Below are 22360 nucleotides of genomic sequence, written 5' to 3' on the forward strand. Positions count from 1 at the left end.
AAGCTCCTCCATGCGTCGTTCGCTCGCGTTCTGTATCGCCCTGGCCCTTGCCGGTCCGCCCGTGTCGTCCGCCTTCGCGGAAGTCCCCGCCACGACGCCCATCGCGTCGATGCCACTGGCACAGGCGCTCGACCGGTTCGCGCAGGAATCGGGATGGCAGGTGGTCTACGACGCCAGCGTATCGGACACGATGCGCAGCGGTGCCGCGCCCGGCGGCGTTCCGGCGGAGCAGCAACTGGTCGCCCTGCTGCGGGGTACCCACATGACCTATCGGTTCGTCACCCCCACCACCGTGAAGATCGTGCCGGGAAACGCCCGGGCCGGCATCTCCCCGGCCAACGACGCTATCCCACCCATCGACACCCGTGACGAAGCGAAGAACCTCGCCCCCATCAGTGTCCACGCCAATGCGGTCGACACGCTGGCACCGAGCGCCGCGCCGCTGGACGCCACCCAGCCCACCTCGGTGATCGACGAACGCTTCATCCGGGATGGCCTGCGCTTCAACGCCAACTTCGACGACATCATCAAGTATGCGCCGAGCATCACGGTGACCTCTCCCGAAGGGCCCGGCCTGGGCAAGAACGAAGGCATCAGCCTGCGCGGATTCCAGGACGGCCAGTTCAACATCACCTTCGACGGCATCCCCTTCGGCGACGCGAGCGACCTGCACCATACGACCTCGGCCTATTTCAACAACCACGTGCTGGGCCAGGCCGAGATCGACCGTGGCCCCGGTGGCGGCAGCACCATCGGCAACGCCACCTTCGGCGGCACGATCGCCCTGCGATCGCGCGATCCCTCGGACGAGCCTGGCATCACGCCCTATCTGACGCTGGGCAGCTGGAACACGCGGGCGGGCGGTGTCGCCGCCGACGAATCGATCGGCAACACGCGTGTCTTCGCGGATATCTCCAAGGAGTCCAGCGACACCTACCTCAAGGGAACCGAAGACAAGCGCGAACACGCGTTCGTGAAGACCATCAGCCCGTTGAGCGATGTCACCGCGCTTACGTTCGTCACCAGCTACAACCGCGAACACCAGAACACCGTGCAAGGCGCCACCAAGGACGAGATCGACCGGTTCGGCTGGCGCTTCGGCCTCGGCGACGATCCGGCCGTACAGAACTACAAGGGCGCGAACAACGCGGCCTACTATTCGAGCTTCACCTACCTGGGCCTGACCAGCCAGGTCGGTGGCTGGGATGTCGACGACAAGGTCTACTACAACACCTTCGACCATTGGGCGCGGAAAGCCGCCGACGCCACCGACATCGATCCTGCCGACAACGGAGTCACCTTCTATGACGCAAAGGGCAAGAAGGTGTCCAAGGCAGCCACGGACCTGCCGGGCAAGCTGTCCGATTCCGGCTTCCACGCGTTCGGCAACGTCCTCCGGCTGGGCCACGACCTCGGGCCGGGCACCCTGCTCACCGGCGCCTGGCTGGAACGCAGCATCGACGCGCGTTACCAGTATCCCGTGGACCTGACCACGGGCGCGAAAACCGGCACGAAGTACGGCCCCGTCGAAAACTACGTGCTGTCCGATCGCACCGATACCGTGCAACCCTATGTGCAATACGACTGGAAGCCGACCGACAGCATCACGGTGAGCCCCGGCATCCGTTATTCGGAAGTGACACACAGCATCGACGCGCCGCTGAACAAGGTTTCGCCACCGGTGCCGCTGACCGCGGAAGCGACCTACCACGCCACCCTGCCCTCCATCAGTATCCACGACCGCCTCGGCGATTCGTGGAGTGCCTATGCACAGGCCGCCAAGGGCTTCCTCGCTCCGCCGATCGACGTGATCCAGGTGAACGGATCGCGCGGTCTCTCGCCGGAAACCACGCGCAACTACCAGCTCGGCACGGCCTACGCCTCGCGCGAACTGACCTTTGGCGCGGACATCTACTACATCGATTTCTCGAACTACATCTCGCAGACCGAAATCGCCACCGACAACGGCAACGAGGACACCTTCGTCAACGGAGGCGGCGCCATCTACAAGGGTGCCGAGGTGGAGGCGACCTGGGCGCTCACCCCCACGGTGAGCGTGTATGGCAATGCGAGCTACAACAAGGCCACCTACAAGGACAGCAGCGTGCAGGTCGCGGGCACTCCAAAGGTCACCGCGGCGCTGGGCCTGCTCTACAGCGGAAGCAACGGCTATTTCGGCTCGCTGATGGGCAAGTTCCTCGGCCACCAGTACGGGGTGGACAACACCACGGACGACGACGGCGACCTGGTCTTCCACAACGACCGGCGTATCGCAGGCTACCTGACCGTCGACGCCGCCGCGGGTTATCGTACCGACAAGGGCCCGGCGGGCACGAAGGGTTTCTCGGTGAGCGTGGACGTGAACAACCTCTTCAACGTGCACAAGTTCACCGGGTATGCGGGAACCCAGTCGGTCAGTGGTGCTCCGCTGTACTTCGGCCTGCCCGGCCGTGGCATCTTCCTCGACCTGTCGGTGAAGCTGTGAGAGTCGCGCCGAGGCTCGTTCTTCTCGCCCTGGCCTGCCTGGCATCGACGGTCGCCACGGCCTCCGGCGACGGCGTCAGGCTGGAGATCGTGCTGATGCGCCACGGCGTGCGCTCGCCCACGAAACCGTCGGCGACCTATGCCGACTATGCCAACGCCGCGTGGCCCGAATGGCCGGTGGCACCGGGCCAGCTCACGGCGCATGGCCGCGAGGGCATGCGGGCCATCGGCGAACAGCTGCACCGTCGACTCGTCGCCGATGGTGCCCTGGGCAAGGGCTGCCCGACGCCATCGTCGCTCGTGGTCGTCGGGGACAGCACACCCCGCAACCGCGACAGCAGTGCCGCCCTGCTCGACGGGCTGGCACCTGGCTGCGACATCGGATACCTCGCCACGGAGGGCGATACGAACAATCCCCTGTTCCACTTCAGCAAGAATGACGACGATGACGACGGCACGGCGGCGGCGATCCAGCCACCCGTGGCGCTGGCCGAGCTGCAGTCACTGCTATTGGATTGCGCCGGCTCTTCGTGCGCGGAAACCGCGAAACGCACCGGCAAGCATCTCCTTCCCGTCGATACGGGCAAGGCGATGAAGCTCGCCGGAACACTCAGCGAAAACCTGATGCTCGCCTATGCGGAAGGCATGCCGATGAACGCCATCGCCTTCGGTCGCGGCGACGGCGTGCTGCTGGGCCGCCTGATCACCTTGCACAACGCTCAGTTCGAGGCAACGAAGAAAGCCATGCCGGCCGCTGCCCGCGCTGGCTCGAACCTCGTGGCGCACATCGCCGCGACGTTCGACGCCGCGCTCGGCGAGACGTCTTCCGTCGAGCCGCTCATGGCATCGAAACGCGGCGTCGTGCTGCTGGTCGGCCACGACACCAACCTCGCCAACGTCGCAGGAATACTGGGCCTGGACTGGCATGATCCGAAACGCCCGGACGATTACCCACCGGGGGGTGCCATCGTCCTGTCACTGGTGGCCCACGAAGGCCACGACACGATCCGCATACGCAGCCTCATGCCGGACATGGACCAGCTGCGAACCAACCGCTTCGACGACATGAAGGCACTGCCTGTGCATGTCGTGGGATGCCACGTCATCGGCGAATGCACGGTGGAAGAGTTTCGCGCGATCGTCGGCCGCGGCGTCGACACCACGCGCGTCGACGCCGCCCTCCCGCCGATGATTCAGACGGGACGCGCTTTCCCACGGCGCCTGTGAACGAGCTTGGACCAGAAGGCCAACTCGAACAGCACGCCAAGGCCTACGAGGACCATGATGCCGGCGATACTCCCGGTGACATAGGAACTTGCCGCGGCCAGGGCCAGGAGCACGAGCACCAACGTGTGTTTCATGGGTTTTTCCCGTTCATGGCGCGAAGGCGAAGAAGATGAAGCATGCGAACAGCATGAGGTGAACGGCGCCCTGGAGCAAGTGCGTACGCCGGCTGGAAAACGTGACCATGCACAGGAACAGGGTCAATACGAACAGCACGAGGTCCGTGTGGCGCAGGCCGAGCATCACCGGATGATCGGTCAAGCCACCGATGATGAGGATCGCGGGGATGGTGAGTCCGATCGTGGAAAGCACCGAACCCATGAAGACGTTCACGGCCCGCTGCAATTCGTTGCGATTGGCCGCGCGTATGGCGCCCATGCCCTCGGGCATCGCCACGAGTATCGCCATCGCGAGGCCACCGAGGGCGGCCGGCGCACCGAGTGTCTCCACCACGTAATCGACGGGCACCGCCAGCCTGTCGACCAGGAAAACGACCGGCAGCATGTACGCGATGAGAAGCAAGGCAGATATCAACGGTCCGTGGGGGGTGACGGATCGCGGCCTAGGCCGCTTCCCACCCGAGGGCATGCCGTCCGGAACGAAATAGCCTTTCAATCGCCGCGTCTGCAGGAACAGGAAGGTGGCATAGAGCACCAGCGCGAAGATCGCCAGAAATAACTGATGGGAGAACCTCAACGGCGAGTCGGCGGCATCCCGGGTGAAGCTCGGCAACACCATGCTGAGGACGCCGAGCGGGATGATCAGGCCGAGGTAGGCATTCGCGCCTTGCAGGTTGTACGACTGCTCGCTGTGTTTCAGGCCACCCAGGAGCAGTGAAAGCCCCACCATGCCGTTCAATACGATCATCGTGACGGAGAACAGCGTGTCGCGGGCGAGGGTCGGATTGTTCGCGCCGTGAAGCATCACCGCCGACACGCTCATCACTTCGATGGAGGTGACCGCCAGCGTGAGGATGAGCGTGCCGCGCGGCTCGCCCAGATGGTGCGCAAGATGCTCGGCATGGCGGACGACGGCAACCGCCGAACCCAGGACGACGAGGAACAGCCAGGCGAAAACCACGGCCAGCCAACCCATCGATTCCAGTCCGGTGAGCAACACCTCCGGCACGGCGAGGAACACGAGACAGGTGACCAGGCTCACCGCAAGGAACCATTCGGTACGGAACAGGGATCGCCTGCCCATGTCTGCTCCCGAAGCGTGGAGATGGATGCCGGGCGAAATCCTAGCATCCGAAGCCATGGGACACGGACCGCCTGGGCTAGTTCCGTGTCTCGGCGGGCCGTTGGGGTACCAGCCAGACACATAAGGCCATGAACGCCAGCAATACCACCGTGGCGCTGTAGCGGCTCAACGCCAGGCCGCCATCGTCGAGCGGCTTGTCGAGGAAATCGCCGAGCGCGGCGCCGAGCGGCCGCGTGAGCACGAAGGCCATCCAGAACAGCAAGGTACGCGATACGCGGGGCATGGAATACACCACGGCGATGGCGGCCAATACGCCACCGAAAAGCATGGCGCTACCGAAGTAGCCGAGGCCGGCGTCATCCGCCGTCCAGTCGCCCAGGGCGGTGCCGAGCGTCTGCGAAAACATGATGGTGACCCAGTAGAACCATTCCGCGCGTGGCGTCACGATGTGATGTATGGACACCGTGCCCATCGCCCTGTACCAGGCCGCCAGCGACGCCAGCACCGCCGCGAGAAGCAAGCTGCTGCCACCGGCATAGCCAATGCCCAGGGAGCGATCGGCGAAGTCGGCCATCGTGGTACCGACGGTCGTGGTGGCGACGATCGTCACCCAGTAGAGCCAGGGATGAAAACGTGTCGCACGAACCTGCGCCACGACCGCGACGACGAAGATCGCCAGGAAGAGGCCGCTGGCCAGGAGATAGCCCAGGCCCAACGACATCGAAACGGCGTCGCCACCCGTCTCGCCGAGCGTGGTGGCGGCAACCTTCAGGATCCAGAAGACGACGGTGACCTGCGGCACCTTGCCGACGGTGATCGAGGTGGGAGTGCGCATCCTTTGGCCTTCGCTTGGGGAGTGATCGAGTCTAGGAAGCGCTCCTTAGAAGGACCTTTTCCTGATCGGATGGCAGGAAGGTGGAAACGCACCTGTCACGGCAAGACGCTGCAATTCAGCCGGGCCGCTCGTCCTGCGACAATCCTTCACGTGCCAAAACGTCGCGCCGGCGTACCCTGCGCGCGCCACGGCCTAGACTGGATGCCAGACGGAGATTCCCATGCACGTATCCGACACGGCGCTCCTATTGGCCCGCTGGCAGTTCGCCTTCACGGTGTCCTTCCACATCATCTTCCCGGCCATCAGCATCGGCCTGGCCAGCTATCTGGCCGTGCTCGAAGGCCTGTGGCTGAAGACCGGCAAGGTGGTCTACAAGGAATTGTTCTTCTTCTGGTCGAAGGTGTTCGCCGTCGGTTTCGCCATGGGCGTCGTTTCCGGCGTCGTGATGAGCTACCAGTTCGGCACCAACTGGTCGGGCTTCTCGGCCGTTGCCGGTGCGGTGACCGGCCCCCTGCTGGCCTTCGAGGTGATGACGGCCTTCTTCCTCGAAGCGGGCTTCCTCGGCATCATGCTTTTCGGCTGGACCAAGGTGGGTCCGAAGGCGCACTTCTTCGCCACGCTGATGGTCGCCGTGGGTACGCTGATATCGACCTTCTGGATCCTCTCTTCGAATAGCTGGATGCAGACGCCGCAGGGCTTCGAACTGGTCGACGGCAAGATCGTTCCCACTGACTGGCTCAAGATCGTCTTCAATCCTTCCTTCCCTTATCGCCTCGTGCACATGGCGCTGGCCGCCTTCATCGTGGCCGCCGTGATCGTCGGCGCATGCGGCGCATGGCACCTTCTTCGCGGACGAAAGGACGACGCCATCCGCAAGTCGTTCTCGATGGCGTTGTGGATGCTGCTGGTGGTCGTGCCGATCCAGGTCGCCGTGGGCGACGCGCATGGGCTCAATACCCGCGAGCACCAGCCGGCCAAGATCGCCGCCATCGAAGGGCTTTGGGAAACCGAGAAAGGTGGCACGTCGCTCAACCTCGTCGGCTGGCCGGACATGGAAGCCGAAACCACCCGCTACGCCGTCAAGGTTCCGCACCTGGGCAGCGTGATCCTGACGCATAGCTGGAATGGCGAGATCCAGGGCCTGAAGTCGTTCCCGCCGGAAGACCGCCCGAATTCGACGATCGTCTTCTGGAGCTTTCGCATCATGGTCGGCATGGGGCTGTTGATGCTCCTGCTCGCCGTCTGCGGACTCGCCTTGCGGCGCAACGGCCGCCTGTACGAGGCACGCTGGTTCCAGCGCTTCGCCCTGTTCATGGCTCCCTCGGGCCTGATCGCGCTGTTGGCCGGATGGGTGACCACCGAGGCCGGCCGCCAGCCGTGGGTGGTCTACGGCGTGTTGCGCACGCGCGACGCCGTCTCGGCCATCACCGTGGACCAGGTCGGCACATCGCTGATGATCTTCGTGATGGTGTACTTCCTGGTCTTTGGCACCGGCATCTATTACATGCTCAAGCTGATGGCGAAGGGGCCGAACCTGCCCCACGACGAGGCCGGTGCGGAGGCCGGCGACACCGGCCGCGGCAGGGAACGTTTCGACCATCGCCCGCTGTCGCGTCCCACCGATTCCATCGACGAGTAACCGCCATGCCTATCGACTTGCCAATCATCTGGGCGGCCATCATCGCGTTCGGCGTGTTCATGTACGTCATGCTGGATGGCTTCGACCTCGGCATCGGCCTGATCTTTCCCTTCTTCGACCGCGAGGGCGAACGCCAGGTGATGCTCAACACCGTGGCGCCGGTGTGGGACGGCAACGAGACCTGGATGGTGCTCGGCGGCGCTTGCCTGTACGCCGTGTTTCCCCTCGCCTATTCGATCCTTCTGCCGGCGACCTACCTGCCCATCATCGCCATGCTCTGCGGGTTGATCTTCCGTGGCGTGGCTTTCGAAATCCGTGCGAAGGCCCGGCGCACGCAGCACCTGTGGGACCTGGCCTTCATCGCCGGTTCCGGCGTGGCCACGTTCGCACAGGGCGTGATTCTCGGCACCTTGCTGCAAGGCGTGGAAGTACGCGACGGCAAGTTCGCCGGCGGCCCCTTCGACTGGTTTTCGCCGTTCAACCTGTTCAGTGGCATCGGCCTGCTGGTGACCTATGCGACCCTGGGCTGCGGCTGGTTGTTGATGAAGACCGAAGGCGAGCTGCAGCGCCGCATGGCGGTGTTGATGCGCCCCTTGACGCTCGCGCTTGGCACGACGGTCGGCATCGTGAGCATCTGGACCATCGCGGGGCAGGAATCGGTGGCGAAGCGCTGGTTCGCGCTACCGGATCTCTTCTTCTTCCTGCCGGTGCCCATCCTGGTGATCGCCTGCCTCATCGGCATCCTGGTCTGCGTACGCCGCGGTGCCGACCGTGCGCCCTTCCTGCTGACCCTGACGATCCTGTTCCTTGGCTACACCGGATTGATCATCAGTATCTTCCCGAACATCGTCCCGCCGACGGTCGACATCTGGACGGCCTCGGCGCCGCGGTCGAGCCAGGTATTCACCCTGATCGGCGCCGCCATCATCATTCCGATCATCCTCACCTACACCACCCTCGCCTATTGGGTCTTCCGGGGCAAGGTGAGGGCCAGCGACGAGGGCTACCACTGATGCCCACCCGCAGCCGATGGCGACAGGCGGCATGGTTTGTCTTGCTTTACGCGGGGGGCGTCCTCGCGGTCACCCTCGTGGCCCTCTTCTTCCGGCTGCTGATCCCTCGCTGACCTTGCACGGCCTTCACCTCCTTGTGGGAGCCGCTTCAGCGGCGATGGGTGCTCGCGGAAGCCTGTCGCGTCACGAGCCGGAAGGGAGCCGTGCGCCCGAACCTCGGGCGACGTCCCGAACAGATGCGCAGCCGCTTACTCCGCGTCGCCTGCCAGGAAACCCATGTAACTCACCCCATCCGACCCGACCTCCGAAGCGCCCAACGATACCGTGCCCGCCGAACGCAAGAGTTCGAGCGTTCCCTTGCGGTTACTCACGATGGACCATCCGGGCTTCGTACCACCGAAGGTACCGTCCGCATCGAGCGCCGACTCCAGCGCCGCCAACAAGCGCCCCCGCTCGGGCGCATGCACGACCACCCCTTCGTTCGAAAGTCCGCCCATGTCGATGCCCAGCACCGCGCAAACCCGCGCCTTGACCCCTGCGTCGCGCGCGTCCGCCTCACGCATCCCCACGACCGCCCGGGCCACTTCAGGGTCGCTCCACTCGCCGTCGTCGTTCTGCAAGAGTCCCTCGGCCTGCCATGCTTCGGGTGGGCACAGCTTGCCGGCACGATCGACCTGGAAGAACGGGTTCACTTCCGCCGGATACACACGGCAGGCACGCGGACGGCGTTCGTAGATCCCGCAACGCAGATCGGGTTGGAGGTTCGGGCACGGGCCCTCGAACGTCGCCATGAAGGAGACGATCACGCGCAGCGGCAACAGGCCGCTCGTCGCGGGAAACGAGCGGCGGTGCTTGTACCAGGCGGGAAGATTGTCGGCGGCTGGATCTTCCGGCCAGGGAATCGCCTCGCAGAACACCTGCACGTCGCCGCCGTCGCGAAGCCAGGCGATGGCTTCGTCGACACCCACGGGCAGACGAAGGCCGTTGCAGCAACGGCCGCACATGGTGCAGGAGAAGTGGATGGTCATGACGGATCGCGCGATATGCAAAACGCGAGTATGTCTCAGAACGCCAGGTTCAGGCCCATGTTGATCCAGCGGTCGGCCTGCTGGCCGAGGGCACGGCCCAGCACGAGATCGATACTGTTGTCGCCGAAAGGCAGCCGGACGCCCGCCTGCAAGGTCCGCCCGGAACCCGCCGTGTCCAGTACCTCGGCAAGCAGCGTGGCGCTGGCCGACGCGGCGAATTCGATACCGCCGCCGAGGATGCGCCGCGTCGGTTCGCCTCGCTGGTGCGTGGCACCGAGGTTCACGTTGAACAGCCAACGTCCCGCCTCGTCCAGCTGGACGGTGGAAGCCGCATAGGCGACGGCCCCATGCACACGCCCGCCTTGCACGGTCAGGCCGGCATCGAGCGCCGTCGACACACGCGACCCGTTGAACACCTGCCACTTCGCGCCGGGCGCCACGCTTCCCGCCCCCGCATGAATACCGCCGGTGAGTTGCGCGGAGAACTCCACGACGCCCCAGGAGCATGCGGGCACGGTGGTCACGGTTCGGGCCGCGGTACGGAACTGCATCCAGCTTTCGAGCTGGCAATGCGATGCGGGCGTGATGGCCGCGTCGTCGACGAGATAGCTACCGCCCGAGGCGAAGCTCGGCAGGCTGACGAATACCGACCCCATGGCCAACAGGAGTAGAAAGAACCGGGACATGCTGCACCTCGGCAACCGGAGCCTTGCTGCCGGTCGCACTGGAGGGCTATCGCTTGGAAAACGACAGCCGGATGGTTATTCACCGCATCCGGATGTCGTCGGAGACGGTGCTACGTATGGGAAACGAACCGACCAGGGTCGTCTTTCATGGGTATGCCCGTCTTTGGGGAAGTGGTGCGCATTGTCCCCGGCTACATCGCCCAGGGTCAATATGGTGTCGCTCACGCCTCGTCGGCTTCGCCGATGAAATCCCTGTTGTCGTCGTAGGCGGGAGAGACGGGATGAAGCTTCGTGGCGATCGTCGCCGCGGCGACCAGCAGGACAATGCCACAGCCGACGAATACACCCTTCGCCCCGGTGGCATCGAACACCACGCCACCCACCGCGGCACCGAGCGTGATGGCCAGCTGGACGGCGGCGACGATAAGACCACCGCCACTCTCGGCCTCGTCGGGCACGGTGCGCGTGATCCACGTCGTCCACGCGACGGGCACGGCACCGAAGGCCATGCCCCATAGCGCCACGAGGATGGCATCGGCCACCGGCGCGCGGCCAAGCACGACGAGCGCGAGAGCCATGCCGCCCATCGCCAACGGCATGAGTAGCAGGGTCATGCGCAGGTTTCGTTCGAGCACGAAGCCCGCCAGCGACGTGCCGATGAAGTTGGCGACGCCGAAACCGAGCAACATCCCGGACAAGCCATTGACGCCGACACCGGTGACCACTTCGAGGAAGGGCCGCAAGTAAGTGAAGAAGGCGAAGTGGCCGGTGAATACCAGTACCACCGCGATCATGCCCATGCGCATTGCCGGCCGCTTCATCACCTCCACCAGCGTTCCCATGCGCGCCGATCCGGTCGGCGCCATGCGCGGCAGGGTGAAAAGTTGCCAGATGAAGGCGAACACGCCGATCGCGGTGGCGATGAGGAAGACGTTTCGCCAGCCGATCAGGTGGCCGAAGTAGCTACCCAGAGGCGCCGCCGCCACGGTGGCGACCGAGACGCCACTGAAGATGATCGACAGCGCACGCGGCACCATCGCTTCCGGCACCAGCCGCATCGCCGTGGCGGCGGACATCGTCCAGAAACCACCGATGGCGATGCCCAGCAGCACGCGGCCCGACAACACCACCGTGAGATTGGGCGCGAACGCGACCAACAGGTTCGACCCGACCAGTAACACGGAGAAAGCCAGTAGCACCCAACGCCGGTCGATGTTGCGCGTCACCACCGCGATGACCAGGCTCGTCACCAGGGCCACCACCGCGGTGGCGGTCACGGTCTGCCCGGCCATCCCTTCGGTCACGCCGAGCGTGGCCGCCATGGGCGTAAGCAGGCTGGCGGGCAGGAATTCGGCGGTGATGAGGCCGAATACGCCCAGGGTCATGGCGAAGACCGCGCCCCAGGCGGGCTGGACCTCCTCGGGTGCCGCGACGGCGGCTTCCACACAGCTGTTCATGTCACATCCGTCATCAAGGAAAGCGGCAGGTTAAGCCTCAGGCGCCGGACGGTATATGATGCTGAATCCTCAATACTTGATCTTGCGTCCGACCATGGCCACACTCGCCCCGAACCGCGCCCCCGATCCCGCCAGCGAACTGCTGCTCGGCATGCGCCTGAACGGCGTGCAGTACCGACGGATCGAGGTCGCCCGCCCGTTCGGTATCGCCTTCCACGCGGCGCCAGGCCGGGCACAATTCCACTTCGTCGGACGCGGGCCGGTGCTGCTCCGGACAAGCGACGGCACGCTGTACTCGCTCTCGAAGGGCGACGCGGTGCTCATGCCGCAGGGAAGCTCCCACACACTGCTTTCCTCGTCCGACGTGGCCTGCCGCGATATCGCCAGCTTCGACACCACGCCCTTGTGCGAGACCGTGAACGACATCCACCCTGACTGCCCTGTCGCCACCCGCGAGGACGGCGCGCTGGTCTTCAGCGGTTGCATGGAATTCGAGTTGGGCGGCATGCAGCCGTTGGTCGCCGCCATGCCTGAAGTGATGCAGGTAGGCACCTTGCTGGAGAAGTATCCAGAACTGCCACCCATCCTGGATGCGATGGAACGCGAGTCCTGTGCGAAGCGGGCGGGATTCGCCGGCATCCTCGCCCGTCTCGCCGACGTCGTCTCGGCGATCATCGTGCGTGGTTGGGTCGAATGCGGTTGCGGTGACGCCACCGGATGGGTGCAGGCCTTGCGCGATCCGCGCCTTGGCAAGGCGATCGTCGCGTTGCATCGCGATCCAGGGAGGAACTGGACCGTTGCCGAGCTCGCCGCGGAAATGGGCAGCTCGCGCTCGGTGTTCGCCGAGCGTTTCCTCGAGGCCACCGGCATGACGCCACTGCGCTACCTCACCGAACTGCGCATGCGGTTGGCGGCGCAGTGGATCGGACGCGAACGCGAGCCGATCGAGTCCGTCGCTTTCCGGTTGGGCTACGGTTCGCTCGCGGCGTTCAGCCGCGCGTTCAAGCGCGTGATGGGACGCCCGCCGGGCGCCGTGCGTGGCGCCAGCGGGCTCTAGTCCGCCGCCTTGGGCCGCCGCTTGGAGCGGGGGCGAAGTGGCGCCAGGGCGAAGGCGAAACTCATTAGCCGCTCGCGTCCGGGCGCCTTAGGCTGGCTGGTCAGCGCGCTGAGTCGCTCCAGGAGCCGCGAGACTTCCCGTAGATCCTCCTTGCTCAGCCAGCCCTTGTTGCGCGAAGCCCAGAGTTCGCGCCCAGGTCCCTCGGTAAGGACCTCCGCCGACGTCAGGGCGGCCTCGAAGTCCTGGGCGGCGATCTGGAGGAGCGCGCGGGCGAACGCGCCCAGTTCGCGTCCATTCCCCTGCGGTCCCAGGTCATAGGCTAGCCGCAACGGGCCGTCCCCCTCGCCAGCCAATCGATAGCGGCGCTCGTCGTCGCCCACGACGGCGATCTCTTCCACCAGCCCACCGTCGATCAGGGCGCGCAGGTGGTAGTAGAGGCCGTCAGCCGGACGGCCCAGGTGCACCGCCATGGCCGCAACGCTCGCCTCGCCACCCAGGGCGGCCAGCGTGTCGACGATTTCCTGCCGCACGGCCGAACTCAGAAGCCGGATCTGCCCCGGGTCGCGAACAGCGCGCTGGACGAATGGCTCAACCATGTCATGGACTCTTGTTGAAATTTACTGATACTATTTCAACATGAGGGCGCGCTGGCAACCTCGTCGTCGTCGGAATTGGGAACGGGTCTTGGAAGCAAATCTCTTCAAGAGGCTGGGTTTAGCCATGATGGCCGCGGCCCTGGCCGCTGGCGCAGCCAAGGCGGTGGAAGCGCCGATCTCCGTCACTGGCCTCCGCGCGGACCTGCGGCTGGCGGTCGATACGATCGAGCAGAACCATCCAGATCTCTCCCATTCGGTAGGCAGGGTACAGTTGGAGCGCGCCGCGCGGCGGGTCGACCGCCAGCTGGATCATCCGATGACCCGGGCCCAGGCCTGGGCCGCGCTGGCGCAACTCAATCCAGTGCTCGCGGATGGCCACCTGTTCATCGGGCTGCCCGATTGGCGGAAGGAGAGCGCCCAGGCGGCGGCTGAAGGCAAGACTTTCTTCCCATTCGAAGTCAGCCTGGACGCGCAAGGCGCTCTGCGGATCGTCTCCGTCCTGGGCGGTGCGCCGACGCCGTTCGCCGGCCAACGCATTCGGCAAATCAACGGACAGGACGCAGGCCTGGTGGTGAGGGCGTTGTTGGCTCGCGTGCATGGCGACACGCCCACATCCAGATCCGCTCTATTGGCCAAGCGCTGGTGGCTCTTCTACGCCAAGGTCTACGGATCGCCGGTCGCGTTCGACATCGACCTGGCCGACGCCGGCCGCCAGACCATAGCGGGCAGCGGCGAGACGCCGGCCATACTGCAGGAGGAAGCGAGCTTCGAACGCACCTATCAATGCGATGTGAGGAAGCAAGGAGCCGTCCTGACAGCCGCTGCGTTTTCATGGCCGGACAAGACGCGGTTCTTCGCCTTCACTCGCGACTGCTTTGCGAGGATCGCCGCGGCGGGCGTGACCCGGTTGGTCATCGACATCCGCCAGAACGGCGGTGGCGACGACGACATGTGGCGTGATGGCTTGCTCCGCTATATCGCTGACCGGCCCTACAAGCATGGCTCACGATACATCAAGCGGGTGCTTCAACCGCGAGCGCCGGGCGAGATCGCTGGCGAGGTCGTCTCCGGCGTGATCGAGACCGCCGCCACGCCGCCCGCCGACGAGCCACTACGGTTCGCAGGACAGGTCTATGTGCTGGTCGGCCCGCTTACCTATTCCTCCGCCGTGCTCTTCAGCAATGTGGTTCAAGATTACGGCTTCGCCAAGGTCGCCGGGGTAGGCGGCGCGGTCCGCGCGCGCCAGTCGGGCAGCGTTCAGAGCCTCCGCCTGCCGAACACCGGCCTTCTGTTATTTTATCCTCGGTTCGTGCTCGACCGCCCCTCGGAAACGGCGACGACCACCTATATCGAGCCCGATCTACCGGTTCCCGACGACCCGCTCCACCAGCAGGCCGCAGTGGACGCGCTGCTGCTGGGCTCGAATGGCCCGCTACCCCCGAACAGTAGCTCCAGATGACTTGCGAAGGTCCGCTATGGGTGGAGGCTATGTGGAAACACAGGCCTGAGCCGACTCGCGGAGGAAAGACATGGAAGAGAGTTTCGGCACAGGCGAGTTCATGCGAGAGCAACGAAGCCTCGCAGTGTGCTTTCGAAAAAAAAGCCATCGGGCATGACAGCCAAGGAGACAGCGATGCCCCCATGGCTGCCACGCTTGACGGTCAAGCCTCCCCATGGACGACGTGCGCGCCGAAACCCGATCTGCCGGGCGAGATCCCGTCCTTCAGCGTAAGCTCTGGAATGGCATAAGCACCGCCATTCTGCGGCAGGAAAGGAATGGGTGCCGTCTCCCACAGGTTGTCGAGCCGTTCACCGAGCGCCTGGCAAGTCGCCGCGAAACGGGCTTCGTCGACCTTGCTCGTGCGGTAGACGACGAACGGCGGCACGACGTCGAAGCCGGGGAAATACAGGATGCCGTGCTGGATGGGAAACAGCACGTCGTTCATCGGCCCGTTGATACCGCGCGCGCTGTAATGCGACTCCCATCCGCCCGTGGTGACGATCAGCATGGCCCGCTTCCCGGCCAGGTTGCCCTCGCCGTAACGGTTGCCCCAACGCTGGTCGGAGTGCTCACCGACACCGTATGCGAAGCCGTTCGCATATACGCGGTCCACCCATCCTTTCAGGATCGCGGGCATCGAGAACCACCACAGGGGAAATTGCAGGATGAGCGTATCCGCCCACCGGAGCTTTTCCTGCTCCGCGGCTATGTCGGCGCTTTGATGCCCGTTCGCGAAGGCACGTGCCGAGGCACTTGAGGCATCGAAGCGCTCGTCCTCGTTCCACTCGGTGCTATCGGCTGCATCCAACGCTGGCTTCCAACCCATCGCATACAAATCGGAGACCTGGACCTCGTGGCCCGCCTCCGTGAGCCGCTTGACGACAAAATCCCTTATCGAACCGTTGAGCGACCTGGGTTCAGGGTGGGCATAGACGAGAAGGACTTTCATGACGAGCTCCAAAAAACCGGGATGCCACCATGATGAGGTCGCGTCAGGTATAGTCAAAATGAATTTATTCAATTGCAGCTATAGTCATGACTAATCTCCGTCGGATCGACCTCAACCTGCTGGTGACACTGGATGTCCTTCTTGCCGAGCACAACGTGACCCGCGCCGCAGAGCGCCTGCATCTTTCGCAGCCTTCGGTCAGCGTGCACCTGGCAAAGCTCAGGGACATTTTTGGAGATCCCCTCCTGCTTCCCGGCCCACGGGGGATGCTGCCGACGGCCCGTGCGGAAGCGCTGCGCGGGCCATTGAAGGAAGCACTCCATGGGCTGGAGCGCGCTGTCGCACCCACCGCCCCTTTCGATCCGGCCGTGGCGGACCAGACCTGGCGCGTGTCCGCGGCCGACTACGGCGAATCGACGGTACTCATTCCCGCCATGCGCGGCTTGCGCGCCGCGGCGCCGGGTACGCGCCTCGCGGTGCTCGACATCACGCCCGAACGACTGGGTCGCCTGACGGAGCGTGGCGACATCGACCTGGCCCTCCGGACGAAGGACATGGCACCGCCGGAACTCCATCAGCGTGCATTGTTCACGGAGCGCTATGTGCTTGCCGGTCGACTGGGACATCCCGCATTGAAGCGGCGGCCCACCCTGTCCCAGTTCGGCAAGCTGGAACACGCCATCGTTTCACCCGACGGTGGCGGCTTCCACGGCATCACCGACGAAACGCTGGCCAAACGGGGACTGAGCCGGCGCGTGGTTCTCTCCGTACCCCATTTCCTCTTCCTTCTGTCCGTACTGGCGACCACCGACATCGTCGCGATGGCACCGGAGCGCCTGGTCAGGCGCGCCCCGGGACTGCGGGTGGTCGAGCCACCCGTGGACGTGCCCGGGTTCGAAATGGTGATGCTGTGGCACGAGCGCTCCCATCGCGATCCAGCGCACATGTGGCTTCGCGAGCATATCGCGGCTTCCGTCTGACACAGGCACGCGGCGTGGCGCATGTTACGCGTCGAACGTCGGGATTTCACAATCGTCTGCCTACACTGGCGGCATCCAGATCGAGGCTCTTACCATGGCCGCCGCCCATCCCGTCGTCACATCCGGTGAATTGATCGTCCTGCGATTGGTCGACATCGCCTATAGCATCGACCTGGCGCAGGCGGAGCGCCTGTGGACGGCGCATGCGAATACCGCGTTCAACCGTTCCTATCTTTCAAGCACGCCACCCAAGGCCGTCGCCTTCGGCGTCGCTCCGCTATGGCTTTCACTGGGGGAGATCCATGTTCCGCTTGCGGGCGGGCCGGTGCGGGCCGCGGTCTCGGTCCGCTTGTACGACTTCGGCGTGGCGACGCTCTCGCTTCGCGCACCATGCACGGATCGGTCCTGGCCCGATTACGTCAAGGATGTCGCCACCATCGACGCTCGATTCGGCCCGTCCGCGCGGACATCGTTCTGGGACGATCTCCTGGACCGTGTGCACGAGGTGATTCGTCCCGCCCTGGACCGTCCCGCCGAAGGCGAACGATTGGACGAGGATTACCTCATCGCGACCGTCCAGGCGTTCGACGAACCCATGGACGCGGAGACGCTGAAGGAGCGCCTCGACCTGACGGAAGTGCTGTCGGGGGAGACTCGCCCGCTTTCCAGGGCCTCCCGAAAGGAGCTTCTGTCACGAAACTTTTCCTATTACGCCGACGACCTCGTCGTCCTGAACTGGGATCGCGCCTTCGTCTACGAGCCGCGAAGCGACTCGGACGTGGCGGACGTCATCGAGGTGGCCAACGCCCAGCTGGTCGAACTGCGCTATTACGACATCCTCCTCGACAACGAGCTTCCACGCATGTACGACCAGGTGGAAAAGGCACGAACCGCCGCGTCGCTTTTCGCATCGCGTCGTTTCGCCCACCTCGCACGGCGGCTCTATACCCTCGTCGCCGAGGTCACCGAACTGACCGAACGCGTCGACAACGCCTTGCAGGTCACCGAAGATGTCTACCTCGCACGCGTCTACAGCACGGCACTGTCCTTGTTCCGCGTACCCGCGCTGAGCGCCTCGGTCGATCGCAAGCTCGCCATCGTCCGGGACACCTATGCGGCGCTCTACGACGAAGCCTCCAGCCGGCGTGCCGAGTTGCTCGAGATCGCCATCGTCGTGCTCATCATCGTGGAAATCGGCATATCGCTATTGCACGCCTGAAGTCCCTGCATGCGTCGTATCGGTGACCGTACTGACACCGGGCCGCCCGTCGACGATCTCGAAATCGAACGCATAGTCGAGGCTGAAGGGCGCGGTCCTGCGAACCTCGGTGATGTTTCCCTTCTTGTCTTCGACTTCCTGCACGACCGTCATGGGCGTAAATTTCCAGCGCGCCACCGCCTCGCGGCAGGCATCGAAGAACGCGGCATGTTCCGGACCGGTCGACGTGTCCAGGTCCCTCACCTCGGTGACGCGCCCCTCGCCATCCACGATCGCCTTCACCCGGACCACCGCGGAGGAAAGATTCTTGCCCATCAAGGCGGGGGGATAGGCGGGAGGATCATGCGTGATGGGTACGGCTCCATACGCATTCTCGTCCTGCTTGAGTTGGTACTGGCCCTCCCTGGCCGATGGCAACAGGGCATAGGAGACTTCGCCCGTCGCATTCGGCTTGGCAGCTTCAGCGGAAACGGGACGCTGGGCATGGCATCCGGCAAGAAACAAGGCGGCCGCAAGGATGGAAGTGCGTGTACCGCCAGACGTAAAAATGAGCACCAGGGATTCCCTCTGTCAGTTCTCTACCCACCCCAGCCCGAACATTAACAAAAGGTGCCAACGCTCGTCCGTGCCGCAAGATCCGGCGGGCATTGTCGGCCGTCCACGGCAGCGGGCCAAGTTACGGCAACATGGTGGGAGCCGACCTTGTCGGCGATCCCGCGGCAGCGGGCCAGGTTACGGCAAGCTCCCATCGCCGACAGGGTCGGCTCCCACCAGGCTTCCATCAGAACTTTCCCTCTTCCCTCTCCTGTGACAAGCCTCAAAGATTCACCTTGCCGCCGTACCCGACCAGTTCGAGATAGCCCCGGCCTCCACCCACCTCCACGGCACCCTCCCAATAGACCGGCCCGCCGGTGCGCCGCGTATCCAACTCCTGGTCGTCCATCAAGGGGCGGAGTTCGAAACGCCTCGTACCGGCCGGGGTCGTGACCGACACCGTGGTCTCGACCGGATAGTCCGCACCCGTACGTGGCGAGTGCCAGTGGCGACGAGGCGAGAAGGCCACGTCCCCGGGGCCGAGAATGGTGAGCGCACCGTCCGCCGCGCGCACGCTGCCGCCCGCCCATACCGGATGGCCTTGCGCGTCGCGCACGCGGAACACTGTCACGGCGCTTCCATCGTCCATGTTCAGGCCCGCCCAGTCCCAGCCCACCGAGCGAGGATTGAGCAGGCTCGACGACCACTCTCGGTCGAGCCACGCTTCACCGCGGATCGCTTCGGTGTGCGTGCCGCGCGTCAACCGTCCCGTGACGGTCAGATGCGGCATGCTGAAATAGGCGCTCGCTTCGCCCTGCCCAGGGCCTTTGCGGCTATAGCCATGGTCACCTTGCAGCAGGGCGGCCTGGGTGCCGTTCAATCGCAAGTCCAGGGCGAAGCCGGCCGTGCCGGCACGGGCCGTGAAGCTGCCATCCTTGTTACGCACGAGACGCCAGTCGTCGAGCACGACATCCGTATCCCCCGTGGCCGCCTCGGCCAGGCCGAAGCCTTCGCGTGCGAGCCGCTGCCCATGATCGAGATGCCCTGTCGCGGGATCGGCAAGCGCGACATGCCCGACGATGACCTGCCTGGCCGCGAAACGGCTGGGATTGCCATCGTCGAAAGGCAGACGCGATCGGAAGAACGTCACCTGGAAACCGACCGGGCCGCCCTTCGTTTGTAACCATCCGGTGACGTACCACCATTCGGTCTTGAAATCGGGATGCGCACCGTGGTCGCGCGGCAGCACTACCGGTGCATCCACGGGCACCGGTGCGTAGGTGACGCGGTTGTCGGCCCATCCACACGCCGCGAACCCCAGCAACGACAGCACGACAAGGCGAAGCATGCGCATCACCAATCCTCCCGCACCGCGCGCACGGCATCGGCGGAAAGCACGCTCCGGCCCACGACCAGGGCGGTGCCGGATGTCGCCACCGCCAGCCCGGCGATGACCCAGCCAAGCAAGGGCCACGGCAGCAAGGTGTCCATCGTCCAGTGGAACGACTGTGGGTTCACGACATGGATCAACACCTGGCTCATGGCCACGCCGAGCGCGACACCGGCGATGCCACCCACCAGCCCCAACAGTGCCCCTTCGATGAGCAACATGCGAACGAGATCGCGGCGCAACGCACCCACGTGACGCAGCATGCCGAACTCCCGTATGCGCGAAAGTACCTGCGCACCGATGGTCGCCGCGACGCCCGCCAGGCCGACGCATACGGCGATGCCTTCGAGCAGGTACGTGATGAGGAAACTGCGATCGAAGGCTTCCAGCGCCTGCCGGCGGATATCCTGTGGCCGGCTCACGGTAACGCCGACGCCATCGGTCGCCACCGCCGAACGCAGGCCCGCACTGACCGTATCGATGTTGGCGCCGGGAACGAGGAGCACCGATACGCCCGTGCGCCTGCGATCGCCGGTGAGGCGGGCGTAGGTCCCCTCTTCCATGACGATCGCGCCGTGTTGGCGTGCATAATCTCGCCACACGCCGGCAACCCTCGCCGTTGGCGAACCGGGCAAAGGCAACGTCAGCGTGTCGCCCGGCTTCCAGTGGTAGATCCGCGACGCGGGCTCGGAAACCCACACAGGGATCGCGCCGGCGGGAACGGTTATCCGGGGCCCCATCAATGCGAGGTGACCGCCCGGCCCCGTCAAAGTGCGCGCGAGAAGCGTAACGGCAGGGCGCCGCGCATCGAACTGAAGCGGTGTCTCCTTAAGCACGCCCAACCATGCCACCCCCGGTACCTTGCGCAGGCGTTCCAGCGTCGTGGCATCGAGCCCTCCACTTCCGCCGTCCGCGATCAGATAAACATCCGCTTGCAACACATCGCCGAGCCATCGCTCCACCGAACCACGAAAGCTGGTGACCATCACCGCCATCGCCACGGTCAACGCGGTGGACGCCACGATACCCGCCAACGCGACGGACGCCTGCGACGGCGCACCCCAAAGTCGGGCGGCGGCGAGCCGGAACGGGACATTGCGAATGGGCACATGCCGCAGCGGGGAAACGAGCGTACGGGCGAGCCAGGGCATGAGCATAACGCCACCGGCCAGCAACAGCGCCATCGCCACGTAGCCGAACAGCGCGATCCCGCCCACCGCGGGCAGCATCGACGCCAGGAGCGCTCCCGCCAGGCATGCGACCGCTTGCCATGGACGCGCACGAACGCGTGGATCGACCACGTCGCCGACGTTCTTGATCGCCAGGGCCGGGAGGATGCGCGAGGCCGCCAGGGCGGGAACCATGCTGCCGAGTACCGCCGCGCCGATGCCAAGCAGCCCGAAGATCGCCGCCGCCCAGGGCGCGAAGACGAGTTGCGGCGCATTGCCGTGGAAATAACCGCCACCAAGGTCGCCACCCAGCAGGTTCAACGCGAGCGACGCCAGGCCAAGCCCGAGCGCGACCCCGGAACCCGCCCCGACCACGCCCAGGATCAAGGCCTCTGTCAGCACCTGTCCCAACACCTTCTTGCGCCGCATTCCCAGGACGCGTAGCAACGCGAACTGCGCACGCCGCCTTGCCACCGACAGCGATTGCGCGGAATAAACGAGGAAACCGCCCGTCAGCAAGGCGATAAGCGCCAACATGTCGAGGTTCACCCGATAGGCGGCTGAAAGTCCGTCGTTGCGCGCCGCTTCGCTGGCGGTATCCGCCACGATGGCATCGGGCGGCAATACCGCGCGTATCGCACGCATCGCCCCGGCGGCGCCGACGCCGGGTGCGAGCTGGATATCCAGGCGCTGGAGACGGCCGAGCATACCGAAGCGCCACTGGACGGCGGCGATGTCCATCGTCGCGGCGTTCGTGTTCGCGCTCGATGGCAGGGTACCGGCGATGCGAACACGGATCGCGTGACCGTTCGCGCCGAGCGTGATCGAATCGCCTACCTTGCGTCCCGTCGCAGCGAGCGCCGCCGCCGATAGATACGCCGAACGACCCGAGAGGACATCGGCGAATCCTTCCGACGCGCCGTTGGAGACACCCTGCCCCATTCCGCCAGCGCGCAGGACGTCGATGCCTTCCAGCGAGACCGGAGTCTTGCCGTCCACGAGCGCGGAAAGCGCAACGACAGGAAAGACGTCCAGCCCCGGCAGGCGTGCAACCCGTGGATAGACCATCTCGTCGAAACCGAAAGCGTTGGCCGAGCGCACCTTGATATCCGCCGCCCCGCTCACCGCATGCACCGCCTTGTCGAACTCCCCTAGCGCCGACGCGTTGACCAGGTGCACGGCAAATCCCAGCGCCACGCCCAGCGCGATCGCGAACACGGCGGCAAGTGCCCTGCCCGGATACGCGCGCCACTCGCTCCACACGAGCCAGCGGCTAGCGACAGATGGGGACGCCTCCCTAGCCACGTTCGACCAGACCCCTCGGCGAAAGCACGAG

19 protein-coding genes are annotated in these 22360 nt (G+C 65.1%); 8 read left to right on the plus strand and 11 right to left on the minus strand.

Annotation, left to right across the window (positions count from 1 at the left end; genetic code table 11):
- The first annotated feature begins 10 nt into the window (after window positions 1-10).
- Window positions 11-2485, plus strand: coding sequence for a TonB-dependent receptor (locus ACR9ZJ_RS07795; RefSeq protein ID WP_481287425.1), 2475 nt, complete (start codon window positions 11-13; stop codon window positions 2483-2485).
- A complete protein-coding gene (locus ACR9ZJ_RS07800; RefSeq protein WP_481287426.1) occupies window positions 2482-3711 on the plus strand; it encodes a histidine-type phosphatase in 1230 nt (409 codons plus the stop codon). The genes ACR9ZJ_RS07795 and ACR9ZJ_RS07800 overlap by 4 nt, the downstream gene beginning before the upstream one ends.
- Here ACR9ZJ_RS07800 and ACR9ZJ_RS07805 read toward each other — a convergent pair.
- From ACR9ZJ_RS07805 to ACR9ZJ_RS07815, 3 genes are all read right to left on the minus strand, one after another.
- Window positions 3678-3845, minus strand: a complete 168-nt coding sequence (locus ACR9ZJ_RS07805) for a hypothetical protein (RefSeq protein WP_481280232.1) — start codon at window positions 3843-3845, stop codon at window positions 3678-3680. The genes ACR9ZJ_RS07800 and ACR9ZJ_RS07805 overlap by 34 nt on opposite strands.
- Window positions 3846-3858: 13 nt before the next feature.
- Complete coding sequence (locus ACR9ZJ_RS07810; RefSeq protein ID WP_481280231.1) at window positions 3859-4971, minus strand: calcium:cation antiporter; 1113 nt, start codon at window positions 4969-4971, stop codon at window positions 3859-3861.
- Window positions 4972-5047: 76 nt separating this feature from the next.
- Window positions 5048-5806: a COG4705 family protein gene (locus tag ACR9ZJ_RS07815; protein WP_481287427.1), complete on the minus strand. Its 759-nt coding sequence runs from the start codon at window positions 5804-5806 to the stop codon at window positions 5048-5050.
- Window positions 5807-6026: 220 nt separating this feature from the next.
- On the opposite strand from ACR9ZJ_RS07815, the gene ACR9ZJ_RS07820 reads away from it, so the two are divergent.
- On the plus strand, window positions 6027-7445 hold the full coding sequence (locus tag ACR9ZJ_RS07820; RefSeq protein ID WP_481280229.1) for a cytochrome ubiquinol oxidase subunit I: 1419 nt from the start codon (window positions 6027-6029) through the stop codon (window positions 7443-7445).
- A 5-nt stretch (window positions 7446-7450) separates the two neighbouring features.
- Window positions 7451-8458 carry a cytochrome d ubiquinol oxidase subunit II gene (gene cydB, locus ACR9ZJ_RS07825; protein WP_481287428.1) on the plus strand — a complete coding sequence of 336 codons (1008 nt, stop codon included), beginning with the start codon at window positions 7451-7453 and terminating at the stop codon, window positions 8456-8458.
- Between the two features lie 248 nt (window positions 8459-8706).
- Here the strand turns inward: cydB and ACR9ZJ_RS07830 are convergent, their stop codons facing one another.
- The 3 genes from ACR9ZJ_RS07830 to ACR9ZJ_RS07840 all read right to left on the minus strand — a co-directional run bounded on the left by ACR9ZJ_RS07830 (window position 8707) and on the right by ACR9ZJ_RS07840 (window position 11629).
- The gene (locus ACR9ZJ_RS07830) at window positions 8707-9486 is read right to left on the minus strand and encodes a YkgJ family cysteine cluster protein (protein WP_481287429.1); all 780 of its coding nucleotides are present in this window, start codon (window positions 9484-9486) and stop codon (window positions 8707-8709) included.
- Window positions 9487-9521: 35 nt separating this feature from the next.
- Window positions 9522-10172 (minus strand): hypothetical protein, encoded by a 651-nt coding sequence (locus ACR9ZJ_RS07835; protein WP_481287430.1) that lies wholly within the window; start codon window positions 10170-10172, stop codon window positions 9522-9524.
- A gap of 221 nt (window positions 10173-10393) precedes the next feature.
- On the minus strand, window positions 10394-11629 hold the full coding sequence (locus ACR9ZJ_RS07840) for an MFS transporter (protein WP_481287431.1): 1236 nt from the start codon (window positions 11627-11629) through the stop codon (window positions 10394-10396).
- A 94-nt stretch (window positions 11630-11723) separates the two neighbouring features.
- On the opposite strand from ACR9ZJ_RS07840, the gene ACR9ZJ_RS07845 reads away from it, so the two are divergent.
- Complete coding sequence (locus ACR9ZJ_RS07845; RefSeq protein WP_481287432.1) at window positions 11724-12686, plus strand: AraC family transcriptional regulator; 963 nt, start codon at window positions 11724-11726, stop codon at window positions 12684-12686.
- Here ACR9ZJ_RS07845 and ACR9ZJ_RS07850 read toward each other — a convergent pair.
- The gene (locus ACR9ZJ_RS07850) at window positions 12683-13282 is read right to left on the minus strand and encodes a winged helix-turn-helix domain-containing protein (RefSeq protein ID WP_481280223.1); all 600 of its coding nucleotides are present in this window, start codon (window positions 13280-13282) and stop codon (window positions 12683-12685) included. The two genes, ACR9ZJ_RS07845 and ACR9ZJ_RS07850, sit on opposite strands and share 4 nt — an antisense overlap.
- Window positions 13283-13370: 88 nt before the next feature.
- Here ACR9ZJ_RS07850 and ACR9ZJ_RS07855 point away from each other — a divergent pair, with 88 nt between their 5' ends.
- Complete coding sequence (locus ACR9ZJ_RS07855) at window positions 13371-14741, plus strand: S41 family peptidase (protein WP_481287433.1); 1371 nt, start codon at window positions 13371-13373, stop codon at window positions 14739-14741.
- Window positions 14742-14943: 202 nt separating this feature from the next.
- On the opposite strand, the gene ACR9ZJ_RS07860 is transcribed toward ACR9ZJ_RS07855, so the two are convergent.
- Window positions 14944-15732: an NAD(P)H-dependent oxidoreductase gene (locus ACR9ZJ_RS07860; RefSeq protein ID WP_481287434.1), complete on the minus strand. Its 789-nt coding sequence runs from the start codon at window positions 15730-15732 to the stop codon at window positions 14944-14946.
- An 86-nt stretch (window positions 15733-15818) separates the two neighbouring features.
- Here ACR9ZJ_RS07860 and ACR9ZJ_RS07865 point away from each other — a divergent pair, with 86 nt between their 5' ends.
- Both ACR9ZJ_RS07865 and ACR9ZJ_RS07870 read left to right on the plus strand, forming a co-directional pair.
- Window positions 15819-16712, plus strand: coding sequence for a LysR family transcriptional regulator (locus ACR9ZJ_RS07865; protein ID WP_481280220.1), 894 nt, complete (start codon window positions 15819-15821; stop codon window positions 16710-16712).
- A gap of 94 nt (window positions 16713-16806) precedes the next feature.
- The gene (locus ACR9ZJ_RS07870) at window positions 16807-17931 is read left to right on the plus strand and encodes an RMD1 family protein (RefSeq protein ID WP_481287435.1); all 1125 of its coding nucleotides are present in this window, start codon (window positions 16807-16809) and stop codon (window positions 17929-17931) included.
- On the opposite strand, the gene ACR9ZJ_RS07875 is transcribed toward ACR9ZJ_RS07870, so the two are convergent.
- The 3 genes from ACR9ZJ_RS07875 to ACR9ZJ_RS07885 form a co-directional block, all read right to left on the minus strand.
- Window positions 17917-18486, minus strand: coding sequence for an energy transducer TonB (locus tag ACR9ZJ_RS07875; protein WP_481287436.1), 570 nt, complete (start codon window positions 18484-18486; stop codon window positions 17917-17919). The genes ACR9ZJ_RS07870 and ACR9ZJ_RS07875 overlap by 15 nt on opposite strands.
- Before the next feature lie 262 nt (window positions 18487-18748).
- Window positions 18749-19819 (minus strand): lipocalin-like domain-containing protein, encoded by a 1071-nt coding sequence (locus tag ACR9ZJ_RS07880; RefSeq protein ID WP_481287437.1) that lies wholly within the window; start codon window positions 19817-19819, stop codon window positions 18749-18751.
- The coding region (locus tag ACR9ZJ_RS07885; RefSeq protein ID WP_481287438.1) for an FtsX-like permease family protein at window positions 19819-22360 on the minus strand (2542 nt) is incomplete at its 5' end. The genes ACR9ZJ_RS07885 and ACR9ZJ_RS07880, both read right to left, overlap by 1 nt.

It is taken from the genome of Luteibacter sp. KNZ12-1A (genome assembly GCF_056755675.1).

What these genes read in the sequence shown, in the direction of transcription:
- ACR9ZJ_RS07830 (WP_481287429.1), bottom strand. Translation starts at nt 9,486, where the DNA reads ATGACCATCCACTTCTCCTGCACCATGTGCGGCCGTTGCTGCAACGGC.
- ACR9ZJ_RS07880 (WP_481287437.1), bottom strand. Translation starts at nt 19,819, where the DNA reads ATGCGCATGCTTCGCCTTGTCGTGCTGTCGTTGCTGGGGTTCGCGGCG.
- ACR9ZJ_RS07805 (WP_481280232.1), bottom strand. Translation starts at nt 3,845, where the DNA reads ATGAAACACACGTTGGTGCTCGTGCTCCTGGCCCTGGCCGCGGCAAGT.
- cydB (WP_481287428.1), top strand. Translation starts at nt 7,451, where the DNA reads ATGCCTATCGACTTGCCAATCATCTGGGCGGCCATCATCGCGTTCGGC.
- ACR9ZJ_RS07815 (WP_481287427.1), bottom strand. Translation starts at nt 5,806, where the DNA reads ATGCGCACTCCCACCTCGATCACCGTCGGCAAGGTGCCGCAGGTCACC.
- ACR9ZJ_RS07850 (WP_481280223.1), bottom strand. Translation starts at nt 13,282, where the DNA reads ATGGTTGAGCCATTCGTCCAGCGCGCTGTTCGCGACCCGGGGCAGATC.
- ACR9ZJ_RS07840 (WP_481287431.1), bottom strand. Translation starts at nt 11,629, where the DNA reads ATGAACAGCTGTGTGGAAGCCGCCGTCGCGGCACCCGAGGAGGTCCAG.
- ACR9ZJ_RS07860 (WP_481287434.1), bottom strand. Translation starts at nt 15,732, where the DNA reads ATGAAAGTCCTTCTCGTCTATGCCCACCCTGAACCCAGGTCGCTCAAC.
- ACR9ZJ_RS07795 (WP_481287425.1), top strand. Translation starts at nt 11, where the DNA reads ATGCGTCGTTCGCTCGCGTTCTGTATCGCCCTGGCCCTTGCCGGTCCG.
- ACR9ZJ_RS07810 (WP_481280231.1), bottom strand. Translation starts at nt 4,971, where the DNA reads ATGGGCAGGCGATCCCTGTTCCGTACCGAATGGTTCCTTGCGGTGAGC.
- ACR9ZJ_RS07845 (WP_481287432.1), top strand. Translation starts at nt 11,724, where the DNA reads ATGGCCACACTCGCCCCGAACCGCGCCCCCGATCCCGCCAGCGAACTG.
- ACR9ZJ_RS07865 (WP_481280220.1), top strand. Translation starts at nt 15,819, where the DNA reads ATGACTAATCTCCGTCGGATCGACCTCAACCTGCTGGTGACACTGGAT.
- ACR9ZJ_RS07870 (WP_481287435.1), top strand. Translation starts at nt 16,807, where the DNA reads ATGGCCGCCGCCCATCCCGTCGTCACATCCGGTGAATTGATCGTCCTG.
- ACR9ZJ_RS07835 (WP_481287430.1), bottom strand. Translation starts at nt 10,172, where the DNA reads ATGTCCCGGTTCTTTCTACTCCTGTTGGCCATGGGGTCGGTATTCGTC.
- ACR9ZJ_RS07820 (WP_481280229.1), top strand. Translation starts at nt 6,027, where the DNA reads ATGCACGTATCCGACACGGCGCTCCTATTGGCCCGCTGGCAGTTCGCC.